The 25,103-nt window shown below is 71.5% G+C and carries 22 protein-coding genes; 6 read left to right on the plus strand and 16 right to left on the minus strand.

Annotation, left to right across the window (positions count from 1 at the left end; all coding sequences use genetic code 11):
• Positions 1 to 156: 156 nt before the first annotated feature.
• The 4 genes from ACFT4A_RS07315 to pepN all read right to left on the minus strand — a co-directional run bounded on the left by ACFT4A_RS07315 (position 157) and on the right by pepN (position 5,599).
• Positions 157 to 900, minus strand: a complete 744-nt coding sequence (locus tag ACFT4A_RS07315) for an anti-sigma factor domain-containing protein (RefSeq protein WP_382826767.1) — start codon at positions 898 to 900, stop codon at positions 157 to 159.
• Positions 897 to 1,508: an ECF RNA polymerase sigma factor SigK gene (sigK, locus tag ACFT4A_RS07320; RefSeq protein ID WP_382826769.1), complete on the minus strand. Its 612-nt coding sequence runs from the start codon at positions 1,506 to 1,508 to the stop codon at positions 897 to 899. Before sigK ends, ACFT4A_RS07315 begins: the two co-directional genes overlap by 4 nt.
• 264 nt (positions 1,509 to 1,772) lie before the next feature.
• Positions 1,773 to 2,813, minus strand: coding sequence for a hypothetical protein (locus ACFT4A_RS07325; protein WP_382826770.1), 1,041 nt, complete (start codon positions 2,811 to 2,813; stop codon positions 1,773 to 1,775).
• 197 nt (positions 2,814 to 3,010) lie between these two features.
• Complete coding sequence (gene pepN, locus ACFT4A_RS07330; protein WP_382826772.1) at positions 3,011 to 5,599, minus strand: aminopeptidase N; 2,589 nt, start codon at positions 5,597 to 5,599, stop codon at positions 3,011 to 3,013.
• 138 nt (positions 5,600 to 5,737) lie between these two features.
• Here pepN and ACFT4A_RS07335 point away from each other — a divergent pair, with 138 nt between their 5' ends.
• Entirely contained in the window at positions 5,738 to 6,376 is a 639-nt protein-coding gene (locus ACFT4A_RS07335; protein WP_382826774.1) for a DsbA family protein, read from the plus strand.
• 3 nt (positions 6,377 to 6,379) lie between these two features.
• Here the strand turns inward: ACFT4A_RS07335 and ACFT4A_RS07340 are convergent, their stop codons facing one another.
• The 10 genes from ACFT4A_RS07340 to ACFT4A_RS07385 are packed head-to-tail and all read right to left on the minus strand — an operon-like array spanning position 6,380 to position 16,227.
• The gene (locus ACFT4A_RS07340) at positions 6,380 to 6,601 is read right to left on the minus strand and encodes a hypothetical protein (protein ID WP_382826776.1); all 222 of its coding nucleotides are present in this window, start codon (positions 6,599 to 6,601) and stop codon (positions 6,380 to 6,382) included.
• Entirely contained in the window at positions 6,601 to 7,632 is a 1,032-nt protein-coding gene (locus tag ACFT4A_RS07345) for a glycerophosphodiester phosphodiesterase family protein (RefSeq protein ID WP_382826778.1), read from the minus strand. Before ACFT4A_RS07345 ends, ACFT4A_RS07340 begins: the two co-directional genes overlap by 1 nt.
• 26 nt (positions 7,633 to 7,658) lie before the next feature.
• Positions 7,659 to 9,083: an FGGY family carbohydrate kinase gene (locus tag ACFT4A_RS07350; protein ID WP_382826780.1), complete on the minus strand. Its 1,425-nt coding sequence runs from the start codon at positions 9,081 to 9,083 to the stop codon at positions 7,659 to 7,661.
• A gap of 19 nt (positions 9,084 to 9,102) precedes the next feature.
• Positions 9,103 to 10,134: a 2-hydroxyacid dehydrogenase gene (locus ACFT4A_RS07355; protein ID WP_382826782.1), complete on the minus strand. Its 1,032-nt coding sequence runs from the start codon at positions 10,132 to 10,134 to the stop codon at positions 9,103 to 9,105.
• A complete protein-coding gene (locus ACFT4A_RS07360) occupies positions 10,131 to 11,159 on the minus strand; it encodes an ABC transporter ATP-binding protein (protein WP_382826784.1) in 1,029 nt (342 codons plus the stop codon). Before ACFT4A_RS07360 ends, ACFT4A_RS07355 begins: the two co-directional genes overlap by 4 nt.
• A gap of 28 nt (positions 11,160 to 11,187) precedes the next feature.
• Positions 11,188 to 12,021: a DeoR/GlpR family DNA-binding transcription regulator gene (locus ACFT4A_RS07365; protein ID WP_382826786.1), complete on the minus strand. Its 834-nt coding sequence runs from the start codon at positions 12,019 to 12,021 to the stop codon at positions 11,188 to 11,190.
• Positions 12,018 to 13,106, minus strand: coding sequence for an ABC transporter ATP-binding protein (locus ACFT4A_RS07370; protein WP_382826788.1), 1,089 nt, complete (start codon positions 13,104 to 13,106; stop codon positions 12,018 to 12,020). Before ACFT4A_RS07370 ends, ACFT4A_RS07365 begins: the two co-directional genes overlap by 4 nt.
• On the minus strand, positions 13,103 to 13,927 hold the full coding sequence (locus tag ACFT4A_RS07375) for a carbohydrate ABC transporter permease (RefSeq protein ID WP_382826790.1): 825 nt from the start codon (positions 13,925 to 13,927) through the stop codon (positions 13,103 to 13,105). Before ACFT4A_RS07375 ends, ACFT4A_RS07370 begins: the two co-directional genes overlap by 4 nt.
• Positions 13,924 to 14,802 carry a carbohydrate ABC transporter permease gene (locus ACFT4A_RS07380; protein WP_382826791.1) on the minus strand — a complete coding sequence of 293 codons (879 nt, stop codon included), beginning with the start codon at positions 14,800 to 14,802 and terminating at the stop codon, positions 13,924 to 13,926. Before ACFT4A_RS07380 ends, ACFT4A_RS07375 begins: the two co-directional genes overlap by 4 nt.
• A 3-nt stretch (positions 14,803 to 14,805) precedes the next feature.
• Positions 14,806 to 16,227 carry an ABC transporter substrate-binding protein gene (locus tag ACFT4A_RS07385; protein WP_382826793.1) on the minus strand — a complete coding sequence of 474 codons (1,422 nt, stop codon included), beginning with the start codon at positions 16,225 to 16,227 and terminating at the stop codon, positions 14,806 to 14,808.
• A 148-nt stretch (positions 16,228 to 16,375) separates the two neighbouring features.
• Between ACFT4A_RS07385 and ACFT4A_RS07390 the strand changes: the two genes are divergently transcribed.
• Genes ACFT4A_RS07390 through ACFT4A_RS07400 form a run of 3 tightly spaced genes read left to right on the plus strand, consistent with a single transcriptional unit; the run spans position 16,376 to position 19,257 of the window.
• Complete coding sequence (locus ACFT4A_RS07390) at positions 16,376 to 17,845, plus strand: FGGY-family carbohydrate kinase (RefSeq protein ID WP_382826795.1); 1,470 nt, start codon at positions 16,376 to 16,378, stop codon at positions 17,843 to 17,845.
• Entirely contained in the window at positions 17,842 to 18,468 is a 627-nt protein-coding gene (locus tag ACFT4A_RS07395) for a histidine phosphatase family protein (protein ID WP_382826797.1), read from the plus strand. Before ACFT4A_RS07390 ends, ACFT4A_RS07395 begins: the two co-directional genes overlap by 4 nt.
• Positions 18,469 to 18,480: 12 nt before the next feature.
• A complete protein-coding gene (locus ACFT4A_RS07400) occupies positions 18,481 to 19,257 on the plus strand; it encodes an SAM-dependent methyltransferase (protein ID WP_382826799.1) in 777 nt (258 codons plus the stop codon).
• 293 nt (positions 19,258 to 19,550) lie between these two features.
• Here the strand turns inward: ACFT4A_RS07400 and ACFT4A_RS07405 are convergent, their stop codons facing one another.
• Positions 19,551 to 20,933: an amino acid permease gene (locus ACFT4A_RS07405; protein WP_382826801.1), complete on the minus strand. Its 1,383-nt coding sequence runs from the start codon at positions 20,931 to 20,933 to the stop codon at positions 19,551 to 19,553.
• Between the two features lie 404 nt (positions 20,934 to 21,337).
• Between ACFT4A_RS07405 and ACFT4A_RS07410 the strand changes: the two genes are divergently transcribed.
• Positions 21,338 to 21,916 carry a biotin transporter BioY gene (locus ACFT4A_RS07410; protein ID WP_382826803.1) on the plus strand — a complete coding sequence of 193 codons (579 nt, stop codon included), beginning with the start codon at positions 21,338 to 21,340 and terminating at the stop codon, positions 21,914 to 21,916.
• Between the two features lie 114 nt (positions 21,917 to 22,030).
• On the opposite strand, the gene ACFT4A_RS07415 is transcribed toward ACFT4A_RS07410, so the two are convergent.
• The gene (locus tag ACFT4A_RS07415; protein WP_382826805.1) at positions 22,031 to 22,777 is read right to left on the minus strand and encodes a hypothetical protein; all 747 of its coding nucleotides are present in this window, start codon (positions 22,775 to 22,777) and stop codon (positions 22,031 to 22,033) included.
• Positions 22,778 to 22,970: 193 nt separating this feature from the next.
• On the opposite strand from ACFT4A_RS07415, the gene ACFT4A_RS07420 reads away from it, so the two are divergent.
• On the plus strand, positions 22,971 to 25,031 hold the full coding sequence (locus tag ACFT4A_RS07420) for a protein kinase (protein WP_382826807.1): 2,061 nt from the start codon (positions 22,971 to 22,973) through the stop codon (positions 25,029 to 25,031).
• Positions 25,032 to 25,103: the final 72 nt, after the last annotated feature.

Consider the following 25,103-nt stretch of genomic DNA (forward strand, 5'->3'; position numbering starts at 1 on the left):
CGCCGTCGCGGTGGCCGAGCAGTGACCGTCACGCCGGGACGGTCACTGTCACGCCGGGGGCGGCGACCGCCGGGCGGGGAACGGTTCATGCCGGGAACGGTGGCCGCGCCGTCGTCGCGGTGGCCGAGCAGTGGCCGTGCGCCGGATCGTTGACCGTCACGCCGGGACGGAGATGACGCCGACCGGGTCGGTCGTGGGCTGGCGGGAGCCGCCGGACGGTTCCACCGTGACACAGACGGCGGTGGCCCCGTCGAGGCGCCCGTCCAGGACGTCCGCATGCCCCCCGCCCTCGGTGGACAGCAGTCCGGCCGGCCGGAACTGCCCCGATTGGGCGTACCAGAGCTGATAGACCCGGTCGTCGGTGAGCGACGGCAGCCCCGACGCGAACACCGCGGACCGGTTCTCCACCCGGGAGGCGACCACGCTCGCGGTCCCGCCGTCCGCGAACTTCTTGGTGGTGATCGTGGCGTCGGGGGCGGTCACCACGTCGGCGAGTTGCCGGTACTCGGCGCTCTCCTCGGCGGCCTGCTCGCGCGCGGTGTCGGCCTCCGAGCTCTGCCACCAGGCGATGCCGCCGAGCGCCGCGGCCGCCGCCAGGGAGGCCGCCAGCGCCAGCCGGAGCCCCTGTTGCCGACGGCGTCGGCGCCGGGCCTCCGCCGCGACGGACCGGTCCTGAGGCACGGCCGCGATCCGCTCCAGCACCCGGCGGCGCAGGTCCGCCGAGGGCGTGTCCGTCTCGGCCGCCCCCATCTCGACGGCCGCCCCGGACAGCTGATCGACCTCCGCACGACAGGCGGCGCATTCGGCCAGGTGCTCCTCGAAGACGGCTTCCTCCTCGGCCGGCAGCGCGTGCAGCACGTACGCGCCGACATCGAGGTGGGGATCGTCGGTGAGGTTCACGAGCCGGCCTCCAGACAGTCGTGCAGGCGCCGCAGCCCCTGACGCATCCGCGACTTGACGGTGCCCGCCGGCATCGAGAGCGCCTCGGCGACCTCCGCGTACGTCAGCCCCTCGTAGTAGGCCAGTACCAGCGGCAGCCTCAGCTCGCGGGTCAGCTGGGTCAGGCAGCGGAAGACCACCCGCTGCTCCTCCCGCGTCTCGACCTCTTCGGCGACGGTGTCGAAGGACCGCTCCTGTTCCCGGACCGCGGCGCGCAGCTCGCGGGCGCGGCCCGCGGCGACGGACCGTACCCGGTCCACCGCGCGGCGGTGCGCGAGGGTGAGCACCCAGTTCCGGGCGGCTCCGCGCGAGGGCCGGAACCGGTCGGCGGTCCGCCACACCTCCACCATCACGTCCTGGGTCACCTCCTCCGCCTGCGCCTTGTCCCTGACCACGCGGGTGGCCAGTCCCAGCACCGTGTGAGCCAGGGCGTCGTACAGTTCGGCGAAGGCCCCTTCGTCGCCGTCGGCGGCGCGGACGAGCAGCCGGTCCAGGCCGGGGTCGTCCGCGGCCCCCGCTCGTCCCCCTTGTGTGTCACCTTCCCTCTGGGCTCCGGCTCCTCGGTCCATCGCGCCTCCTCGGCTCAGCTCGACACTGGCCCTCTTCCACGGGCGGCGCATCCGGTCCGAACCCGTACGTCTGACAGATTCACCTGTCTGCCGCAGCAGACGTCCGGCCGGTCTCACGCGCGGCGAGGCGGCGCGTTTCCACTGCTAGTTCGTAGCCGTCGGCCCGACAGATCAAGATCAGGGGCCGCCGGAACACGAGGAGGGACCGCCGGTGACTCCGGCGGCCCCTCCTCCCCCCTCCTGGTCCCGCCCCCGGGTCCCTCCCTACCGGGGCAGCACCACGACATACGCGGCCGGTTCGCGGTCGGTCGCGGCCATCAGGGCCGTGCGGACCACCGTCGCCTGCTGCTCCACCGAGTCGCGGAGCTTCCTGGGCGTGATGTGGACGACCGTGATGCCGAGCCGCTCCAGGTGCTCGCGCTTGCGGGCGTACTCCGACCACTGCGCCTCGTCGTTCTGCCGGGGCGCCCGGGTGTCCAGCTCCAGGGCCACCGCCTGGTCCGGCCAGTACGCGTCCAGGCCGCCGAGGTAGGGGCCGCCGGGCAGGCGCAGGTCCACGTTCCACACCGGGTCGGGCAGGCCGTGCTCGCGCACCATCCGGTACAGGCGGTCCTCCGCGATCGCCCGGCCCTCGGCCAGCAGGGAATCCACCGCGTCCACCACGTGCGGGCGGCTCAGCAGCCGGGCCTGGTTCAGCTCCCGCACCACCGCGGCCGGCTCGCAGTACGCGCCCCGCACCGCCTCCGTCATCAGCCGGCGCACGACGGCGGCGTCCGTGAGGCCCGCCACCGCGTCGGCCAGCGCACGGGCGACCGGCGCGACGGGCAGCCCGGTGACCTGCTCGGGGACCGGCAGCGCCACACCCCGGACGATGCGCGCACAGCCCGCCGAGCGCAGCCGGCGCATCCGCGGGACCAGGACGTCGATCGCGTCCAGGGCCGGCAGCGAGGGAGTGGAGGAGAAGCCGTGCAGCGTCAGCGCGGCCAGACCCGTGATCATCGCCTCGGGCTGGGCGGGGGCGCCGGAGCCGTCCGCGCCGGGCTGTGCGGGAACACCCGTGGCGCGCTCCCGCACCGCGTACCTCAGCACCGCGTGCAGCCGCTCCTCGCTGGTCGGCGGACCCGGGTGGAGCAGGACCACGCCGGGGAGGAGCTGCTGCCAGGGGCCGCCGGGGGTGCACTGCTCGTTGACCTGGGCCGTCGAGACACCGTGCGCGCGGAGCTGCGCGACCGTCATCACCCGGAGCCGGCCGCGGCCGGACAGGTCGTGCAGGGGGCGGGGGGAGAGCGGGGTGTTGTGCGTCATGACCGGCAATTTCCCGCGTCCGACCCGCCTTTTAACCCCTGTTACAGGCTCGTCGACACATACGGACAATCCGGCACTAAAGGACGGATGTTCGGATGCCGAAACCCCCTGGTCCGTTCGGGTGCGGACCAGGGTTACGGCTGTGATTGCCTGCATTCCGTAACGGTGACGGAACCCGAAATCTCAGGCCAAAGGTGTCAGGGCCCTGCCTCACCGGCAGCCGCGTCGCACGCCTGCCCCCGCAGGGCCCGCGCCAGATCGTCCCGGGCCTCCAGGACCAGCCGGCGCAGGGCCGGGGCCGCCTCAGGGTGGGACTCCAGCCAGGCGTCCGTGGCGTCGAGGGTCTCCTGGGACTGCTGGAGCGACGGGAACAGTCCCGACACCACATGCATCCCGATCTGGATCGACCGCTCGGCCCACACCCGCTCGATCGCCGCGAAGTACTTCTCCGTGTACGGCGCGAGCAACTCCCGCTGCGAGCCCTGCTCGAAGCCCGAGATGGTCGCCTCGACCATGGCGTTGGACAGCGCGTCCGACTCCACGACCTGCGCCCACGCCTGGGCCTTGACCGCCTCCGAGGGGCGGGCGGCCAGACAGCGCACCTGGTGACGCTTGCCGGAGGCGGTGTCGTCCCGGGCCAGCTCCTCGGCCAGCACCTTCTCGTCCACCACCCCGTGCGCGGCCAGCGGCTCCAGGAACACCCAGCGCAGCTCCTGGTCGAGGTCGAGGCCCTCGACCGCCACCGCGCCCGCCAGCAGGTCCCGCAGCAGCTCGAAATCGGCGTCGGCGGCGGCCACCCGGGCGAAGAACCGCGCCCACGCGAGCTGGTGCTCGCTGCCCGGCCCGGCCGCGTACAGCTCGCGCCGCGCGCCCTCGGAGAGCAGCCGCCCGGCCGCCTCTCGTCGGCCGGGCGCCGTGTAGTGCGCGACCGCGGACTCGGCCCACGCGTGCAGCATCTGGAGCACGCCGATCTCGGACTCGCGCCCCGCGAACCGCAGCACCAGATCCACGAAGTCCCGCGCCGGGAGCAGCGCGTCCCGCGTCATGTTCCACAGCGCCGACCAGCACAGGGCGCGCGCCAGCGGATCGGTCACCGACCCCAGGTGCTCGCGCAGCGTGGCCAGCGAGGTCGCGTCGAAGCGGATCTTGCAGTACGTGAGGTCGTCGTCGTTGACCAGCACCAGGTCGGGGGCGTCGGCACCGGCCAGGTCCGCCACCACCGTCCGGGCGCCGTCGACGTCGGTCTCGGTGCGCGCGTACCGCTCCAGCGTGCCGCCGTCCGTCACCCGGTACAGGCCCACCGCCACCCGGTGCGGCCGCAGTTCCGGATACGACTCGGCGGCCTCCTGCACCACCGCCAGCTCCTCGACGCGGCCCTCCGGGCCGAGCAGCACCTGCGGGGTCAGCGAGTTCACCCCGGCCGTCTGCAGCCAGGACCGCGCCCAGGTGCTCATGTCCCGGCCGCTGGTCTCCTCCAGCACCGACAGCAGATCGCCCAGGCGCGTGTTGCCGTACGCGTGCCGCTTGAAGTAGCGCCGGGCGCCCTCCAGGAACGCGTCCTGCCCGACGTAGGCCACGAGCTGCTTCAGCACCGACGCGCCCTTGGCGTACGTGATGCCGTCGAAGTTCAGCTTGGCGTCCTGCAGATCGCGGATGTCCGCCGTGATCGGGTGCGTCGAGGGCAGCTGGTCGGCGCGGTAGGCCCAGGCCTTGCGGCGGTTGGCGAAGGTGATCCAGCCGCCCGCGAAGCGGGTCGCGCCGACCAGCGAGAACGCGCCCATGAAGTCCGCGAAGGACTCCTTCAGCCACAGGTCGTCCCACCACTCCATGGTGACCAGGTCGCCGAACCACATGTGCGCCATCTCGTGCAGGATGACGTTGGCCCGGCCCTCGTAGGACGCCTGCGTCACCCTCCCGCGGAAGATGAACTCCTCCCGGAACGTCACCAGGCCCGGGTTCTCCATCGCGCCCAGGTTGTACTCGGGCACGAACGCCTGGTCGTACTTCCCGAACGGATACGGGCAGTCGAAGTGGTCGTGGAAGAAGTCCAGGCCCTGCTTGGTGACCAGGAAGACGTCGTCGGAGTCGAAGTGGGGCGCGAGTCCCTTGCGGCACAGCGCGCCGAGGGGGATCTCCAGCGTCGTGCCGTCCGCGAACGTACGCGAGTAGGAGTCCGTCACGTAGTGGTACGGGCCCGCCACCACACATGTGATGTACGTCGAGATCGGCTTGGTCTCGGCGAACCGCCAGACCCCGTCGGCGAGTTCGCCGACGCCGTTGCTCCACACCGTCCAGCCCTCCGGCGCCCGCACCTCGAAGCGGAACGGGGCCTTGAGGTCGGGCTGCTCGAAGTTCGCGAAGACCCTGCGGGAGTCGGCCGGCTCGTACTGCGTGTACAGGTACACCTCGCCGTCCTCGGGGTCGACGAAGCGGTGCAGGCCCTCGCCGGTGCGGGAGTAGGCGCACCGGGCGTCGACGACCAGCTCGTTGTCGGCGGCCAGGTCCTCCAGCGTGATCCGGGAGCCGTCGAAGACCTCGCCGGGGTCCAGATCACGGCCGTTGAGTGAGACGGCCGTCACACTCGGCGCGATCAGGTCGGCGAAGCTGCTCGCGCCCGGCTCGTTGCAGCGGAAGCGCAGCGTCGTCACCGAGCGGAAGGTGCGGGGCCCGGCGCCGTCGTCCTCACCGACCGCGGACCGCAGGTCGAGGGACACCTCGTACCCGTCGACGCTCAGCAGGGCGGCCCGCTCCCGGGCCTCGTCGCGGGACAGATTCTCACCGGGCACGGGCGGCACTCCTCGGATGTCGTGGGGGTACTGCTGAACAGCACCGATCCTGCCATGTGCCCCTGACGGCAGGGGCCGGGAATGACCGGAGCGAGCACCGGCGTTCCCGGAGGAAACGGTTTCCTCTTGAGGAGAGACATGTCGGACAAGACCCCCGTCGACTTCTGGTTCGACCCGCTGTGCCCCTGGGCATGGATGACCTCCCGTTGGGTGCTGGAGGTGGAGAAGGTCAGGGACATCGAGGTCCGCTGGCACGTCATGAGCCTCGCCGTCCTCAACGAGGACAAGCTCGACGACCTGCCCCAGGAGTACCGCGAGCTGCTGGAGACCAAGGCGTGGGGCCCGGTCCGGGTCGTCATAGCCGCCCAGCAGGAGCACGGCGCCGAGGTCCTCGGCGACTTCTACACCGCCCTCGGCACCCGCATCCACAACCAGGGCGGGGGCCCCGGCAAGGAGATCGTCGCCGCCGCACTGAAGGACGCCGGCCTGCCCGAGTCCCTCATCGAGCACTGGGACTCCACCCCCTACGAGGCCGAGCTGCGCGCCTCCCACAAGGAGGGCATCGACAAGGTCGGCCAGGAGGTCGGCACCCCGGTCATCGCCGTGCCCGGCTCCGACGGCGAGCAGATCGCCTTCTTCGGCCCGGTCGTCACGCCCACTCCGCTGGGCGACGAGGCCGGCCGCCTCTGGGACGGCACCCTCGCGGTGGCCTCGGTCCCCGGCTTCTACGAGATCAAGCGCACCCGCACCAAGGGCCCTGACTTCTCCAACCTGTAGGGCTCACTCGACGGCGTCGGCTCCCGGGTTCTGCAGTTCCTCCGGGAGCCGGCCCCCGCCGCCCGTATGCCCCCAGGGCTGATACCACCGGCACCCCGGAGCGGTGCAGCGCCACAGGTCCGTGCGGTGCGTCCCGAGCGCCTTCCTCTCCTCGGGCTTGAGCGGGGTGAACACCTGCGTGCCGCTGCCGACACAGGTCGGGCAATGCTTGTCCTTGAAGAACATCAGCCCCTCCTAGCCATCACCGCCAGGTCAGGGAAGTCGGTCACGACCGCGTCGACTCCCATGCGGTAGTACAGCGCGTACTCGGTGAACGCGTCCCCGAAATCGTTCGCTCCGCTCCCGCGCCGGAACTGTGCCGGCAGGAACTGGTTCTCCGCGCGGAAGGTGTACGGCCCGATCCGCAGCCCCGCCGCGTGCGCGTCCGCGACGAGTGAAGTGGCGGCGACCGACGACTTGTCCGGCCCGATCCAGTCCGCGTACTCCGCGATCTCCGCCAGGCCCGCGGGCGTCATCATCTCCTTGTAGGTCCTCCCGGGCAGGTCGTACGGCCCGCCCGTCGTCCCCAGGGCCTGCCACAGCGGCACACCCAGGCCCGTCATGCGCTTGAGGCTCGTCGGCTCGAAGGACTGCACGACGCACTCGCGCCGGCCGAGCCGCTCGCGGCGGATCACGGCAGTGAGCTTCGGCTCCAACGGCAGCCCGATGGACCGGAAGTACGTCGGATGCTTGGTCTCCGGGAAGACGGCGATCGTCCGGCCGTGGCTCCGCGACAGCCGCCGCGCCAGCTCCACGACCTCCTGGAAGGTCATCACCTCCTCGCGGCCGTCGAAGACCGTGTTGCGGTTGCGGACCTGCGGCAGCCGCTCCACCGCCCGCAGCGTCTTCAGCTCGGCGAGCGTGAAGTCCTCCGTGAACCACCCCGTCACGGCCCGGCCGTCGACCGTCTTCGTCGTACGGCGGTCCGCGAACTCGGGGTGGCCGGCCACGTCGGTCGTCTGGGAGATCTCGTTCTCGTGCCGGACGACGAGCACATGGTCCTTCGTCGGCACCAGGTCCGGTTCGATCCAGTCCGCGCCCGTCTGCACGGCGTAGGTGTACGAGGCGGCCGTGTGCTCGGCGCGCCAGCCGGCCGCGCCGCGGTGGCCGATGACCACCGGGCCCTTGCGTGATTCGGCCGCCGCCGGTGCGGCCGTGGCCGCCGTGGCGGTTCCCGCCGCTGCCGCGAGCAGGAGGGATCTCCGTCCGAGCTGCATACAACTCCCCTTCAGAGTCGAGTGGTTCACGTGCGAGCCCGGGCCCGCGCCTGGGCCAGCCGGACCAGGTGCTCCTCATAACCCCGCGTATAGAACGCGGCCCGTCCCGGATCCGGCTCGACGACCTCCGTCGGCCGGGTCCACACCTCCGCCTCCAGCGGCACCCCGTACCGCTCGGCCGCCGCCAGGACCGCGCCCCGCGCGCCCACCTCGCCCTCGACGACCCGCAGCGGCCTGCCGAGTACGTCGGCGAGCAGCCGCATCCAGGCGGGGCTGCGGGTGCCGCCGCCGCACACGGCCAGATTTCCGGTGAGGCCCGCCGCCTCCAGGCAGTGCCGGGCCGCGTACCCGATGCCCTCGCAGGTGGCGCGGACCAGATCGCCCCGGGTCGACTCCAGGGAGACACCGAGGAGTTCGGCGCGCAGCCGCGGCTCCACGAAGGGGGCGCGTTCACCGGAGGGCGCGAAGTACGGCAGCACCCGGACGCCGTTGGCGCCCGGCGGGGTCTCGGCCAGCAGGCCGTCCACCTCGTCGTGCCGCACTCCGGTCGTCGACAGCACCCAGTCCAGCGCCGCCGTGCCGACCATCGCGGGCATGGCGCGCAGCCAGTGACCGGGCCGGTCCGTGGAGATGTACAGGCCGGCCGGTTCGCCGGTCAGGTCCAGCTCGGTCGTGGCGACCAGGCTGGCCAGACAGGTGCCGACGATCAGCAGCCCGTCGCCGGGGGACGTCACCCCGGCGCCCAGCGCGCAGGCCGGCAGATCGTAGGGGCCGTTCGCGACCCGGGTGCCGGACGGCAGGCCCTCGCCGAGCGCCTCGGCCGTCGCGACCGGGTCGCTCACCGGGGCGAGCAGACCGCGCCGGTGGGTCAGCCCCAGCAGCTCGACGACCCGGTTGTCGTAGGTCCGGGTCCGCGGGTCGAGGAAGGGCATCGACGCGTCCGACACATCCGTCGTCGGACCGGCCCCCGTCAGCCGCTGGAACACCATGTCCTTGCAGTACAGGGCGGCCTTCGCGGCATCCAGCGTCTTCGGTTCGTTGCCGTCCAGCCAGGCCAGCAGGGGTCCCGGACACCCGGGGAACATCGCGCTGCCCGTCCGCCGGAACACCGTCTCGAACGTGCCGTCGGCCAGCCACCGGTCGACCAGCTCGTGCGCCCGGCCGTCCATCCAGGAGGCCGCGGGCCGCACGGGCCGCCCCTCGCCGTCGACCAGCCACACTCCGTCGCCCTGCCCGGTGAGCCCGGCCAGCTCGACCGGTTCCGGGACACGTGCGGTGACCTCGCGCAGGACGGCCACGACCGCCCCGTACACCTCCTCCATGTCCTGCTCGACGACCCCGCCGTGCAGCGAGAGGGCCACCGACCGGGATTCCACGGCCAGTTGGCGGCCCGCCGCGTCGAAGGCCGCCGCCTTGACCATGGACGTGCCCACATCGATACCGACGTACATGCGGCTCTCCTCCCGGTCCTCAGGTCAGGCAGTGCGCGAGCGGCTCCCCGCGCACCCAGCGGCCCACCTCTTCGGCGGCGATCCGCGCGGCCTTCTCCGCCACCGCGCGTGACGCCCCGCCCAGATGCGGGGTCAGCACGACCCGGTCACCCAGCCCCAGCAGCCGGGACTCCGCGGGCAGCGGTTCCCGCTCGTACGTGTCGAGGGCCGCCGCCGACAGCCGCCCGCTCTCCAGGGCGTCGCACAGCGCGCCCTCGTCCAGCAGGGGGCCCCGGGCCGCGTTCACCACCACCGCGCCGGGCGGCAGCAGCCCCAGCTCCCGGGCGCCGATCAGCCCCCGGGTCTCGGGGGTGAGCCGGGCGTGCAGGGTGATCACCTGGGAGCCGCGCAGGAGTTCGTCCAGCGAGGCCACGCGCAGGCCGTGGATCTCCCCGTGCACATACGGGTCGTACACCATCACCCGCGCCCCGAACGCGCACAGCACCCGCGCGACCCGGCTGCCGACGGCCCCGTAGCCGACCAGCCCGACGGGCAGGTCCTCCAGCTCCAGACCGCTCCGCTCGTACGTGTAGTAGGTCGCGCCCTCCCAGCTGCCCTGCCGGGCCAGCGGGTCATGGGCCTGGGGGATGCGGCGCAGGGCCGACAGCATCAGGCCGACGGTGAACTCGGCGGTGGCGGCGGCGTTGCGGCCCGGCGCGAAGCACACCCGCACGTCCCGGTTCTTGGCCGCGTCCAGGTTGACGTTGACCGGCCCGCCCCGGCACACCACGACCAGCTTCAGATCCGGGCAGGCGGCGAGCACCCGCTCCGTCACCGGCCCCATCTGCGTGACCAGGACCTCCGCCCCGGCCAGCGCCTCGATCAGCTCGTCCTCGGCGTCACTGGCCTCCTGCACCTCGGCGACCGGCCCGAACGGCTCCAGCGGCCAGCCGAGTTGCAGCTCGCTGACCTGCGCCCGCTCCGCCTCGTGCTCCACCGCCCGGGTGATCAGCGACGGCAGGACGAAGTGGTCGCCGGCGGCCACGACACGCAGGTTCTCTTCGGAGGTCATCGCAGTGAGGCTCCTGTCTCGGCGTCGAAGACATGGGTGTGGTGGGGATCGGCGGCGACTCTGACCCGCTCGTCGTGGGCGAGCCGCACCTCGGGGTCGGTGAGGACGACCAGGTGCCGTTCCACACCGTCGAGGGAGAGGGTCGCCAGGCCCGATTCCAGCAGCGGTTCGTGCGCGACGACCCGGGCGGGCAGGCCGCCTTCGGCGGTGAGCGAGACGTCCTCGGGGCGGATCCCGACCACGACCTCCCGCCCCTGGTCGACCGGCACGGGCAGCGCGATCCGCACCGAGCCGGAGAGCCGGGCGTGCCCGTCGCCGGTGGCGATGCCGGGCAGCAGGGTGATCGCGGGCTCGCCGACGAAGTCCGCGACGAACAGATTGGCCGGGCTGTCGTAGATCTCGTACGGGGTGCCGAGCTGCTGGATCACGCCGTCCTTCATCACGGCGATCCGGTCGGCGAGCGAGAGGGCCTCCTCCTGGTCGTGGGTGACCAGGATCGTGGTGTGGCCCAAGTCCTTCTGGATGCGCTTGAGTTCACGGCGGGTGGTGTCGCGCTGGGCCGCGTCCAGGTGGGACAGCGGCTCGTCGAGAAGCAGCACGTCGGGTTCGCGGATCAGGGCCCGGGCGAGCGACACGCGCTGCTTCTGGCCGCTGGAGAGCCCGGCCGGGCGGGCACCGAGGAGGTCGGTCAGCCCGACTCTCTCGGCGATCTCCTTCACCTTGCGGTCGACGTCCCCCCGGGAACCCCGGGCGGCCTTCTTGCGTGCCTTCAGCCCGAACGCCAGGTTCTCCGCCACCGACAGCGGTGGATACAGCGCGTAGTTCTCGAACGCGACCCCGATGTTCCGCTGCTGAGCGGGCCGTTCGACCACCGAGTCCCCGCCGACCAGGATGTCCCCGCCGGTGACCGACTCAAGACCGGCGATCATCCGCAGAGTGGTCGACTTGCCGCAGCCCGAAGGCCCGAGCAACCCGAGCAACTCCCCGGACCCGAGGTTCAGATCGATCCCGCGGACGGCGTCCACCGAAGGCCGTCCCCGCGACTGATACGTCTTACGGAGTTCTCGTAGCTCCAGTCCCGTCATGGCCGCCCTTCGTCGCGCAAACCTCGTAACGGACCTTGTGCTCGTCCAGATCCCGCAGCGCCTCCGCCGACGCCCCGTCGTCCACCAGGAGCGTGTCGAAGCGGGACAGCGGGACGACCCGGTGCAGGGCGACCCGGCCGAGCTTGGTGTGGTCGATCAGCAGGACGTTCCGTGCCGCCGCGTCGAGCATCGCCCGCTTCACGGACACGATGTGCTGCTCCTGGTGGTAGGCGTAACCCCCGTGCACGGCCGACGTCGACGCGAAGCACACGTCCACGCGCAGCTGCTCGACCGCCTCCACGCAGGACACCCCGAGGAAGGAGGAGTGCAGCGGGTCGTAGTCGCCGCCGAGCGCCATCAGGTGGATGCCCCGCTGGTCGGAGAGGAGGTTGATGGCCTCCAGGAAGTTGGTGACGACCGTCAGCGGCGTGACCTCGCCCGTGCGCAGCCGCCTGGCTATCTCCAGGGTGGACGTGGAGTCGTCCAGCAGGATCGCCATGCCGGGCTCCACCATCCGCAGCGCGTGCTCGGCGACGGCGGCCTTCTCGGCCCGCATGGTCTTCAGCCGGTACTGCACGTTCGACTCGAAGACCCCCGACGGCTGCGCGGTCACCCCGCCCCGGGACTTGCGTACGATGCCCTGCCGTTCGAGTTCGTCGAGGTCGCGGTGGATGGTCATCAGGCTCACCCCGAACCGCTCGGCCAGCTCCGCCGCCGTCGCCGAGCCGTCGGCCAGCACCTGCTCGGCCATGGCGGCCTGCCGCGCCGCGGGCCCCTGCTGTCCACCACTGCTGCTGCTCATGATCGTGTCTCTATCCGTCGTCCCGGGCGCTCCGGCCGGTCGGCCTCGAACAGCAGCAGGTTCTCAGGCCGGACCGCGAGCCGTACCGGTTCGTCCGCACGAAGGCGTGCCGCGTCCGCCCGGGGCGCCACCAGCGACACCCGCTGCTCCCCGGTCCCGAGCCGGACGGTGACCTCGACGGACCGTCCGAGCACCTCGGTGACGTACACGGTCCCGGTGAGTTCGTGCCCGTCGCCGCGCAGGGCGATGTCCCGGGGCCGCAGACCGACGAGGACGTCCGTGCCCGGCGCGGCCTGGGCCCGGACCGGCAGCTCCACCCCGCCCTCGGCCCGCACCCCGCTCTCCGTGACCACCCCGGGCAGCAGATTGATCCGGGGCCGCCCGAAGGCCCGCGCGACCTCCGTGTCGTACGGCTGGTACCAGATCTCCTCCCGCGTGCCCGTCTGCACGATCCGCCCCTGACGGATGACCCCGATCCGGTCGCCGAGTGCCAGCGCCTCGACGGAGTCGTGGGTGACGTACAGCGTGGTGGTGTGCTGCACGGCCCCGATCGCCTTCAGCTCGGCCCGCATCTGCTGGCGGAGTTTCGCGTCCAGGTGGGACAGCGGCTCGTCGAGCAGGAAGGCCCGGGCCGGCCGCACCAGCACCCGCCCGAGGGCCACGCGCTGCCGCTGGCCGTTGGACAACTGGCCCACCGGCCGGTCCAGCAGCCCGGAGATGCCGAGCAGCTCGGCGACCGCGCCGATGCGCTGCCGGGCCTCGGCGGCGGGGAGCCGGTGCCGGGGGGAGCGCAGGGGCGAGGCCAGGTTGTCGTAGGCCGAGCGGTGCGGGTAGAGCGCGTAGCTCTCGAAGCACATGGCCACGCCCCGGTCGTACGGCTCCACGCCCCGCATGTCCTTGCCGTCGAGCACGACCGTGCCGGAGTCGGGCGGTTCGAGCCCGGCGATCGTCTTGAGCGTCGTCGTCTTGCCGGCCCCGGACGGGCCCAGCAGACAGAAGAACTCGCCCTCCCTGACGTCCAGTTCGAGTTCGTCGAGCGCGACGGTCTTGCCGTACGCCTTCCGTATCCCGCTCAGCGTGATCACGATTTCACCGCCCCGAACGACAGGCCCCGCACCAGATACCGCTGGATCGTCAGCGCCAGCAGCAGCGGCGGTACGACGGAGACGAGTGCCGCCGCGGCCGTCAGGTTGTACTTGGGCCGGTCCCCGCCGAGGAAGGACAGCGCGCCCACGGTCACCGTCTGGGCCTCGTTGGAGGTGAGGATCAGCGGGAAGACGAAGTTGTTCCAGGCGAAGATGAAGGCCAGCAGCGACACGGCCGCGATGCCCGGCTTGACCAGCGGCAGGGCGACACGGAAGAACGCCTGCTTGCGGGTGTAGCCGTCCAGCAGCGCCGCCTGCTCCAACTCCGGTGTCAGATCGGCGAAGTAGGACCGCATGATCCACACGATCAGCGGCAGCGTGACCAGTTGGAGCACCCACACCATGCCGACGTACGTGTCGAACAGGCCGAGCTTCTGGTACAGCACGAACAGCGGGATGATCACGGTCAGTTCGGGCGCGAAGCGGAACGACAGCAGCGTGAACATCAGGTTCTCGGAGCCCTTGAACCGCCATCGTGCCGAGGCGTACGCCGCCGGCAGACCGACGACGAGCGACAGCGCGACCGCCCCCACCGACACCACCAGGCTGTTGACGAAGAACCGCACGAACGGGATGCCCTCGCTGTCGCCGAGGACCGTCCGGTAGCCGTCGAGGGTGGGGGAGAAGGAGAAGTAGGTGGAGAAGAGCTGGTCGGTCGGCTTCAGCGACAGGATCACCATCCAGGCGATCGGGAACAGCGCGAAGACGAAGTAGAGGATCAGGGCGGTGTCGCACAGCCACCCCACCAGGCGTTTCCTCATGTGGTCACCTCCGCGGCCTTCCGCTGGATCTTCCCCAGGTGCTTCACCAGCACCATCGCGGCCAGATACACCACGGCCCACAGCACGATCGTGTAGCTGATCCCGAAGGAGTACCGCTGGAAGCGGATCGCCTCCAGATACGCCCGGATCTGGAGCACCACCGTCGAGTCACCCGGCCCGCCCTCCGTCAGGGCGTAGATGATGTCGAACACCTTCAGCGAGTCCATGAACCGGAAGATCACCGCGACCAGCACATACGGCCACAGCATCGGCAGCGTCAGCCGCCGGAAGGTGTACCACCACCCCGCGCCGTCCACGGCCGCCGCCTCGAACGGGGAGGTGGGCAGCGACCGCAGACCGGCGAGGGCGAGGATCGCCACGAACGGGGTGTACACCCACACGTCCACGGCGATCGACGACAGCAGCGCGCCCGTCGGGGTGTCGGTCCACTGCACCCCGCCGAGACCGAAGGGCCGCAGCAGGTAGTTGACCACCCCGACCGACGGCTGGAGCATCAGCTTCCAGATGATCGCCGCGATCACCGGGGCGATCATCAGCGGCAGGATCAGGATCTTCTCCAGGACCCGGCCCAGCAGCGTCGAGCGGTGCAGCAGCAGGGCGACGGCCACCCCGAGCACGGTCTCGACGAGGGCCGCCCCGACCGCGTACAGCACCGTCACCCACGCCGAGTTCCAGAACGCCTCCTGCGTGAAGACGGTCGAGTAGTTCTCGAACCGCACCATGTCCGGCTGCGGTTTGCTCGCCGAGAAGTCGAACAGCGTGTAGTACAGCCCGAGCCCGAAGGGGTAGAGGATCCCGCAGGTCAGCAGCAGGGCCGGGACGATCAGGAGGTACGGGCGCAGGGCCAGGCGCATGCGCTACCCCACCTTGTCGGCGAGGTCGTCCGCCAGCCCGTCCAGGACCGACTTCGCGCCCTCGCCGCCGTAGATCTCCTGGAGGGCCGCCGCCCAGCTCGTCGTCGCGTCGAAGAACTGCGCCTGCGGGGTGAACTGGATCTTCGTCTGGTCGACGACCGTCTCGAAGGTCTCCAGGAAGCCCGGCAGATGCCGCATCTTGTCCTTGTACGCGGCGTCGTCGGCGACGGACTTGCGCACCGGGTCGATGTGGTTGTGCGTGATCGCGCTCTTGCGCAGATGCTCCTTGCCGGTCGCCCACTGCAGGAACAGCCAACTGGCGCTCTTCTTCTTGCTCTTGGCGTTCATGCCGAGCGACCAGATCCACATGTTGGTGGCCAGCGACCCGTCCGGCCCCTTCGGCCCCGGGTGGAAGGCGATCTTCCCGGAGGCGGGGCTGGCGCCCTTCACCGCCTGGAAGTAGGCGGCGGTGTCGGCGTCGAACAGCATCCCGGCCTTCTTGGCGCCCAGGTCGCTGGAGCACTGGTACCAGGTGTACGACGTCCAGGACGGCGGCCCGCCCCGCTTGACCATCCGGGCCCAGTCCTCGGTGAAGGCGACGGCCTCGGGGCTGTTCATGGCGGGCGTGAGCTTCCCGCCGTCGACCGTGAAGTCCTTCAGCCCGTTGCGGGCGTACATCGTCATGAAGCCGGGGTGGATGGTGGCCCAGCTCCTGGAGCCGCGTACGGCGATCCCGTACATCCCGTCGAAACCGGCGCCCGGAGCCTTCCGCTTGATGGTCCCGGCGAGTTCGGCCAGCTCGTCGAAGGACTCGGCGGGCTTCACCCCGAGCTTCGTGAACACCTCGGTGTTGTAGGCGACGACGTTCGTCTCCCAGCCCCACGGCAGCGCGTACTGCCCGCCCCGGCCGAGCGGCGCGCCCGCCTTCAGCGACCACTGGTCGGCCTGGAGCAGGTTGGGGAAGAAGTCCCCCTGGTCCCATTCGGAGCCCGTCGCCGAGGAGTTGCGCATCCAGGGCCCGAGGTCCTCCAGCCAGTTCGGCGGCCCGTACTGCCACACCATGTACGCGCCGAGCATGAACACGTCGTAGGAGGCGCGCCCGCTGGACAGGTCCACGGTGAGCTTGTCGAAGTAGTTGTCCTCGGGGAAGACGTCGTACTCGACCTTGATGCCGGTCTTCTCGGTGAAGGACTTCAGGTCGGCTATCAGGGCGTCCGTGTACGGGTGCTTGTTGAGCAGGGCCTTGACGGTGGTGCCCTTCTCCCGCTTCCAGTCGAAGGAACCGGTGATGTCGTCCGCCGCTGACCCGTCGCTCTTGTTGTCGTTCCCGCCGAATCCGGAGCCGCAGGCCGTGAGCAGCGGGGCCGCGGCAGCACCGGCGGCGAGGGCGAGGAAGCGCCGGCGGTCGTGCACGTGCGTGTCCATCCGTACCTCCACGTGGAGCCTGGTTAACACGTCGAGTCGACTCGTTAACAGAGGGTGGAACGGCTGAAGTTGGGCGTCAATCCCTCGCGCACGGGAAAATCTCAGGGCAGAGTGTGAAGTTCACGGATTCATATGTGCGGGAGGCCGTATGACGCACGAGCATGAGGCCTGGCTGGGGATCGACCTGGGCACGCAGAGCGTCCGCGTGCTGCTCGTCACCGCCGACGGCACGGTCCTCGGCAGTGGCTCGGCCCCGCTGACCGGGCGCCGCGATGGAGTGCGGCACGAGCAGGACCCGGTGCGCTGGTGGCAGGCGCTGTGCACGGCGTCCCGGGCGGCACTCGGCTCCGCCCCGCCGGGCCTGCCGATCGGCGGACTCGCGGTGTGCGGCACCTCCGGCACGGTCCTGCTCACGGACGGCTCGGGCCACCCGGTGAGCCCCGCGCTGATGTACGACGACGGACGCGCGTCGGCGGAGGCGGCACGGGCCCGGGACGCGGGGCTCGCGGTGCAGGACACCTGGGCGCTGCCGAAGGCGCTGTGGCTGGTGGGGGAGTACGGCCCCGGCCTGCGGCTCGCCCACCAGCCCGACCTGATCGTCACCCGCCTCACCGGCACACCGCCCCCGGCCGACTCCAGCCACGCCCTCAAGACGGGCTACGACCTCCACCGCGAGGCCTGGCCGGAAGCCGCCCTGGCCCAACTCGGCGTCCCCGACCGCCTGCTGCCCGAGGTCGTACGCCCCGGCACCCGCCTCGGCGAGGTCTGCGCGCAGGCCGCCGACGCCACCGGCATCCCCGCCGGCACCCCGGTGCTCGCCGGTATGACCGACGGCTGCGCGGCCCAGATCGCCTCGGGCGCGCTGCGGCCCGGCGCCTGGAACTCGGTGCTCGGCACCACGCTCGTGCTCAAGGGCGCCGCCCGGGACCCGGTCCGGGACCCCACCGGCGTGGTCTACAACCACCGCGCCCCCGACGGCACCTGGCTGCCCGGCGGGGCGTCGAGCGTGGGCGCCGGGGCCCTCGCGGCTCACTTCCCGGACGCCGACCCGGCGGCCATGGACGAGCGGGCGGCGGCCTTCGAGCCGGCCCGGGCGGTCGCGTACCCGCTGGTGTCGCCGGGGGAGCGGTTCCCGTTCCGGGCGCCGGAGGCCACCGGGTTCGTCCTCGGCGACCCTGGTGGCGACGCCGAGCTGTGGGCCGCCCTGCTGCAAGGCGTGGGCTTCACCGAACGGCTCTGCCTGGACTACCTCCACCACCTCGGCGCCCCCCTCGACGGCCCGCTCACCTTCACCGGCGGCGGCGCCCGCAGCCCCTACTGGAACCAACTGCGCTCCGACATCCTCGGCCGCCCGGCCCGCGTCCCGGAACAGACGGAACCGGCCCTGGGCATGGCGGCGTTGGCCGCGTACGGGGTGTCGGGGGCCGGAGCGCTGGCCGATGTCGCCGAGCGCATGGTCCGCGTCCGAACGGTGCTCGAACCCCGCGCCGAGCGCACGGCCCGCTTCTCGGAGCCGTACGCTCGCCTCGTCGACGCGCTGGAGGAACGCGGCTGGCTGCCCGCCGACGTCGCGCACACCGCCCGTACCCGCCCGCACCCGGACCACGGAAAGCCATGACCACCACCACTCTTCTCCTGGCCCGGCACGGGCAGACCGTCTGGCACGCCGAGAACCGGTACGCCGGGGTCAGCGACATCGACCTCACCGACACCGGCCGTGCCCAGGCCGAGGCCCTCGGCCGGTGGGCCGCCGCCCACCCCGTCGACGCGATCTGGACGTCCCCGCTGTCCCGGGCGATCGCCACCGCCGAGCCCGCCTGCCGCGCCCTGGGCCTCGCCCCGGAGGTCGAACCGGGCCTGCGTGAATGCGACTTCGGCGTGGTCGAGGGGCGGACGCTCGCCGAGTTCGAGTCGGAGGACCCGGAGTGGGCCGCGGCCTTCCGTGCCGACCCGGTGGCCCACTCCTTCCCCGGCGCCGAGGATCCGCTCGCGGCGGCGGCCCGGGCGATCCGTGCCCTGCGGGGCATCGCCACCGCCCACCCCGGCGGACGCGTCCTGGTCGTCGCCCACAACACCCTGCTGCGGCTGGTGCTGTGCACGCTGCTGTCGATCCCGCCCCAGGAGTACCGCAGAGTGCTCCCGCGGTTGCGGAACGCGGCGATCAGCGAACTGCGCGTGAACTCCGACGGTTCCGCCGCACTCCTCTCACTCAATGTGCCCTGCGAGGCGGAAGTGCCGTAGCACTATGGGCCCATGACGCAGATCGACACCTCGGTGCCGCACTCGGCCCGGATCTGGAACTACTGGCTGGGCGGCAAGGACAACTACGCGGTGGACGAGGCGGCCGGTGACGCCTACACCGCCGTGTTCCCCGGCATCGTCACCATCGCCCGCGGCAGCCGTGCCTTCCTCGGCCGCACCATCCGCCACCTCGTCCAGGAGGCGGGCGTACGGCAGTTCCTCGACGTCGGCACCGGACTGCCGACCGTCGACAACACCCACGAGGTGGCCCAGCGCCTGGCCCCCGAGTCGCGTGTCGTCTACGTCGACAACGACCCCCTGGTCCTCGCGCACGCCCGCGCCCTGCTCACCTCCACGCCCGAGGGCGCGACGGACTACGAGCCCATCAGCCTCTACGAGCCGGAGCGCATCATCGAGGCGGCCGGGAAGACCCTCGACCTCACCCGCCCCACCGCCCTGATCCTCAGCGGCATCCTGGGCCACGTGGCCGACTACGACGAGGCCCGTGGCCTCGTCCGCCGCCTCCTGGCCGGTCTGCCCTCCGGCAGCTTCCTCTCCCTCAACGAGGGCTCCCGAGGCACCGACCCGGCCTACGAACAGGCCCAGGACGCCTACAACGAGACCGGCGCCGTCCCTTACTTCCTGCGGCCGGTCGAGCGGATCGAGGCCTTCTTCGAGGGCCTGGAACTGGTGGCACCGGGCGTGGTCTCGGTACCGCTGTGGCACCCCGAGCCGGGCGCGTCCACGGAGGCGATCGGCCAGCACGGCGGTCTCGGCCGCAAGCCCTGACCCGCCCCGGGCACGGGAAAACCCCCGCGAGTCATGTCCTCGCGGGGGCTTCCCTCTCTCCGCCTGCCGCCGTGAAGGGTGAGAAGACGATCACGAGGCAGGACGCTTCATACGACCTCAGGGGGCCGCCTCCGCAAGCTGCTCCAGCGTGTAGACGGGCAAAGCGTGACCCCTTCGAACCTCTTATTGCAATATACTTGCAACTGCACGCTAGCAGCAGAACGGCGACGGTGGGTGTCCGGACACACGAAAAGGCCCCCGCAGCTGTCGCGGGGGCCTTCACCAGGAGATTCCTACTGCCTGGCGCGCGCCTTCTGCCACGCGTACCCGACAGCCGCCAGCACCAGCGTCATCGCGCCCGTCGAGTACAGCTGCACCCGCGTGTCCGGCTCCCGGGCCATCAGGACGAAGACCGCTGCCATGCCGGCCAGGGCGACCCAGGTCAGCCAGGGGAACGCCCACATCCGGACGACCAGCTTCTCCGGCGCCTCGCGCTCCAGCCGGCGGCGCAGACGGAGCTGCGAGACGGCGATGAAGATCCAGACGACCAGGATCACCGCGCCGATCATGTTCAGCAGCCAGGCGAAGACGTCGTTCGGCCGCCAGTAGCTCAGCAGCACGCACAGGAAGCCGAAGACGGAGGACGCCAGTACGGCGATCCGCGGCACCCCGCCCGAGACCCGGCCCAGCACCTTCGGGCCCTGGCCCCGCTGCACCAGCGAGTAGCCGATGCGCGAGGCACCGTAGACGTTGGCGTTCATGGCGGACAGCAGGGCCACCAGCACGACGACGTTCATCAGCTGCCCGGCGCCGGGGATGCCCAGCTCGTCCAGGGCGGCGACGTACGGGCCCTTCTCGACGACCTCCTTGGAGTCCCACGGCACCAGGGTGACGATGACGGCCATCGAGCCGACGTAGAACAGCGCGATGCGCCACATCGCCGTACGGACCGCGCTCGCCACGCCCTTGACGGGGTTCTCCGACTCGGCCGCCGCGATGGTGACCGTCTCCAGGCCGCCGTAGGCGAAGACCGAGGCGAGCAGGCCGATGACGAGGCCCTCACCGCCGTTCGGCATGAAGTCGGTGAGGTGGGTCGCGCCCGGCGAGTCCGTGCCGGGCAGGACGCCGAGGATCGCCAGGACGCCGAGCGCCAGGAACAGGGTGATCGCACCGACCTTCAGGGCCGCGAACCAGAACTCGAACTCGCCGAAGTTCTTCACGGCCGCGAGGTTCGTGCCGCAGAAGACGACCATGAACAGCGCCACCCACGCCCACTCCGGGGTGCCCGGCAGCCAGCCGCTGACGATCTTCGCGGCCCCGATGCCCTCCAGACCGACGGCCGTACAGAGCAGGACCCAGAACGCCCAGCCGGCGGTGAACCCGGCCCAGGGGCCGATCGCCCGCTCCGCGTGGGCCGAGAACGACCCCGACGAGGGATACGCGGCCGACATCTCGCCGAGCATCCGCATCACCAGCATCACGAGGAGACCGGAGAGGGCGTAGGCGACCACGATCGAAGGACCGGCCGCGGCGATACCCGCGCCGGAGCCGACGAACAGACCGGCGCCGATCACCCCGCCGAGGGCGATCATCGACAGGTGGCGCTGCTTCAGGCCATGGGAGAGGGAGGCGTCGTCCGTGCTGGGCGGCGTTCCGGTGGTGGTGCTGCTGGGCATGGGCGCGGCTCGTCCAATGCGTGAGAGGCGAGAGAGGGCAAAAACGCCGCCAGTCTGGGTGGTCCCCTCACCCGGGAGGGAGGGCTGTCCAGCATGCGGACATGTGGAACGCGCGCCGTGAGGTCCCGGGAACGGAGGGTGGACGCCCGTCGCGGAGGCCCGAGGGCACCGGACCTGGAGGCCATTTGGCGAAACCCTACAGTCCGCTTCACCGTCGAGTCCGTGACCGAAGCCTCGCTGCCAGCGTGACCGGCATCACGTCGACCTCGGTGTAACGCTCACCCTTTGTCAGGAGCCAACCAACCGTACGTTCGTGCCTTTGTCGATCGCTGACGGTGATCAGTACGAGGGCGCTGGGATAGCGTCACCGTGTCCCGACCGACCCTCACCCTCGCGGAGTCCCCATGAGCACCGCTGCCGTCCCCGCCCGCACCGGGCAGGTCCTCGCCGACCTGCTCCCCTCCTCTCGTGTCCGGGACGCGGCCCTCGTGCTCGGCGGCGCCGCGCTCACCGGTCTCGCCGCCCAGATCTCGGTGCCCGTGCCGGGCTCCCCGGTGCCGGTGACCGGCCAGACCTTCGCCGCGCTGCTCGTCGGTACGTCCCTCGGCGCCGGCCGCGGCCTCCTCGCGCTCGCGCTGTACGCGGTGGCGGGCGTCGCGGGCGTGCCGTGGTTCGCGCAGGGCACCTCCGGTGTCGCCCCCTCCTTCGGCTACATCCTCGGCATGATCCTCGCCGCCACCGTCGTGGGCGCCCTGGCCCGCCGCGGTGCCGACCGCTCGATGCTGCGCATGGCGGGCACGATGCTGGTGGGCGAGGCCATCATCTACGCCATCGGCGTGCCCTACCTGGCCCTCTCCACCGGCATGTCCGCCACCGCCGCCATCGCGGCCGGCCTCACGCCGTTTCTGATCGGCGACGCGCTGAAGGCCGCGCTGGCGATGGGGGCGCTGCCGACGGCCTGGAAGCTCGCCGACAAGCGCTGACGCGACGGTCGCGGCTGACGTATCGGTCGCGTACGAGAGGCTCGCCGGGTTATCCCACAGCCCGGCGAGCCTCTCGTGCGTCATGGCGCCGATCCCGGCGCCGTCGCGGCCGGTTCAGCCCTCCTGACGCCCCGGCACCCGCTGCCGGGACCACCACATCCCGGCCGCGCCCGCCGCGAGGAGCGCCGCCCCGGCCGCGCCCAGCGGCAGCACCTCACGTGCCGAGCCGGTCTCCGCCAGCTCCTTGCCGCCGCCCGGGGACCCCTTGCCGCCCGGCGACACCGGCTTGTTGTCCGTACCGAGCAGCAGGGGCGTCGCCGGGGCGTCCGGCGACGGGTTGGTCGTGCCGAACGGCACCGGGCCCTGCTGCCAGAACGTCTTCTTCCCGTCGGCGGTCTGGACGGGCAGACAGATCTTTCCGGCCTTGCTCAGGTCGTACGTCGCGTCCACGGCATAGGACTTCGACTTACCGGCCGCGAGATTGTCGACGGCACAGGCGAAACCGCTGTTCGAACCCTTCGGAAGACCGTTCTCGGGTATCGCGGAACAGCCCTCGACGTTCTTGACCACAAGCCCGTCGAATCCGACGACCAGCAGCCTGATCTTCCCGCTGTCCTTGCTCCCCTCGTTCTTCACGGTGGCGGTAATCGCCGTCTTTTTCGAACCGTTGTCGACCGAGATCTTCTCGGGCAGCAGCGTGGTGAGCTTCACCCCGGCCGGTGCTTCGTCGACTGCCTTTCCTCCCTTGCCGCTTGCGGGCCCTCCGTCCTCCGCGCCGGCAGTGCCGGAAAGGATCAGCACCGCCGAGAATGATGCCGCGACCAGCGGCCCCACGACCACGGCCGTACGACGAGAACTCATGTTCGCCCCCCTTGCGTCCCCCTGGGCTGCGCCTGAATTCGCAGCACTGAAAGAGGTACCACAAGATTTGGTCGCACTATCCTGGTGCGGCGCGAAGTGTGACCGTTGTGTTTCACTGGAGGCGGTCGCGGCGTCGTGGAGGGGGTGCAGCGGATTGCCGGGGAATGCGAATAGCGGCGGTGTTCCAGGGGTATTGGTGGCGGGGCGCTATCGGTTGGTCGAAAGTATCGGCCAGGGGGGAATGGGGCGGGTGTGGCGAGCCGCCGACGAAATACTCGACCGGCCGGTCGCCGTCAAGGAAATGCGGATCGACGGCATCGACGCGGAGGACAACAGGACGCGCCGCGAACGCACCCTGCGCGAGGCCAGGGCCACGGCCCGGATCGACCACCCCAACGTCGTACGCGTCTACGACGTGGTCGACGAGGGCGAACGCCTCTGGATCGTCATGGAGTTGGTGGCCGGCCGCTCCCTGGAACGGATCCTCGCGGAGGACGGCCCCCTGAGCCCCGGCGAGACGGCCCGGATCGGGCTCGGCCTGGTCGCGGCGCTACGGCAGGTGCATGCGCGGGGCGTCCTGCACCGGGACATCAAGCCCGGGAACGTCCTGGTGGAGAACGCGGCCGGACCGGCACGCCGTGGCGGCCCGGGTTCCGGCCAGGGGTCGGGTCCCGGATCCCCTGAACGGCGCGTCGTCCTCACGGACTTCGGCATCGCCGCGATCCAGGACGCCAAGGCGCTCACGATGGTCGGGATGCTGGTCGGCTCGCCCGACTACATGGCCCCCGAGCGCATCTCCGGCCGCCCCCAGGGCCCGCCCTCCGACAACTGGTCCCTCGGCGCGACCCTCTGCGCGGCCCTGGGCGGCCGCTCCCCCTTCTCCCGCGACACCACGCTGGCCACCCTGCACGCGGTCCTCTACGAGGAGCCCGAACTCCCCGCCGCCTCGGGACCGTTGCGCGACATCCTCACGGCCCTCCTGGAGAAGGACCCGTCGACCCGCCCGAACCTGGAGGACCTGGAAACGGCCCTGGAGGCGGTGGCGTTCCCGGTGCCTACGCCGACGGTGTCGGTGGGGTGGGGAGCGGTGGGTGCGGCCGGCCTTGAGGAGACCTTGGGGGGAGGGGGACTTGAGGAGGTACGGCCAGAGCCGGACCTGGACAACACGGAACCGGAACTCATCCCGGACCCGGAAGAGCAACGCGCTCCGGAACCGGCCCCCGAGAAGAACCAGCAACGCGCCCTGGAACCGGAACCCCGGACACCTGCCCCGACGACGGCGCCGCCACCCCTCACGCCCCCCACCCCACAGCAACCACCCACCCCGGCCCACGCACAAGCCGCCCCCCAGGACCCCCGCCAACCCGCCCCCGCCCCCGTCCTGGACGCGACGCCACTCCAACCCCACAACCACCACCCCACGGCCGAGGCCACCACCGCTCCCACCAAGGAAGCCGCCGCACAGGCACAGCCGCACGCGGCAGCCCATCCCGACAGCCGCGCCACCACCACCCGCCCGGGCCCCGTCTCCCTCAACCGCGCACAGGCAGCAACCGAGTGCCGCCCCCACCCCATGCCGCCGGGCGAACTCCCCGGCCCCGCCGTCCCGGCCGTTCCCCGCCCCCGCGCAGGTCACCGCCGTAGGATGCTCGCCGCCGCGGCGGCCACGGTCGCGACGGCCGGTGCCGTCGCGGGAATCATCCTGGCGACGTCGTCCGGCTCACCGGGCGACGACGCCCCCCGGGCAGGCTCCTCGGCCTCCGCACCCCTCACCACCGGCCCCACCCCGACACCCACATCCACCGTCGAGGGCACAGCCCGGCCGCAGAGCCTGCCTCCGGGCACGCACCGGGAGGCCGGAGGGTTCGCCTGGGCGACACCGGAGGGCTGGCGGCGGGACGTGAAGACGGGCGCGGAGGTGCACTACACCTCCCCGGACGGCGCCCAGGAACTGGTCGGCAAGTCCGCCCTGGCCCGCGGCGACCTCCTGGAGACCTGGCAGACCTCGGAGCGCAACGCCCACCAGGGCCAGGACTACAGCAAGATCCGCCTGGAGGAGACGACGTTCCGCGGCCACCCGGCGGTGGTCTGGGAGTACACCTTCACGCTGGAGGGCGTCCGCTGGCACGCCCGGCTGCTCGGCTTCAACGTGGGCGGCAAGTCGTACCAGATCAACACCTGGTACCGGTCAGGGATCGAGGAGGAGGCCCTGAGCACGTACGAGAAGGTCAGGGACAGCTTCATGGTGCTGTAGAGGGCGCAAGAAAGGGGCCTGCGGTGCGCGTCCTGAAAGGAAGAACACGCACCGCAGGCCCCACACGATGAA

The organism is Streptomyces sp. NPDC057099, from assembly GCF_042671245.1.
In the GTDB taxonomy this organism is placed as follows: domain Bacteria; phylum Actinomycetota; class Actinomycetes; order Streptomycetales; family Streptomycetaceae; genus Streptomyces; species Streptomyces purpurascens.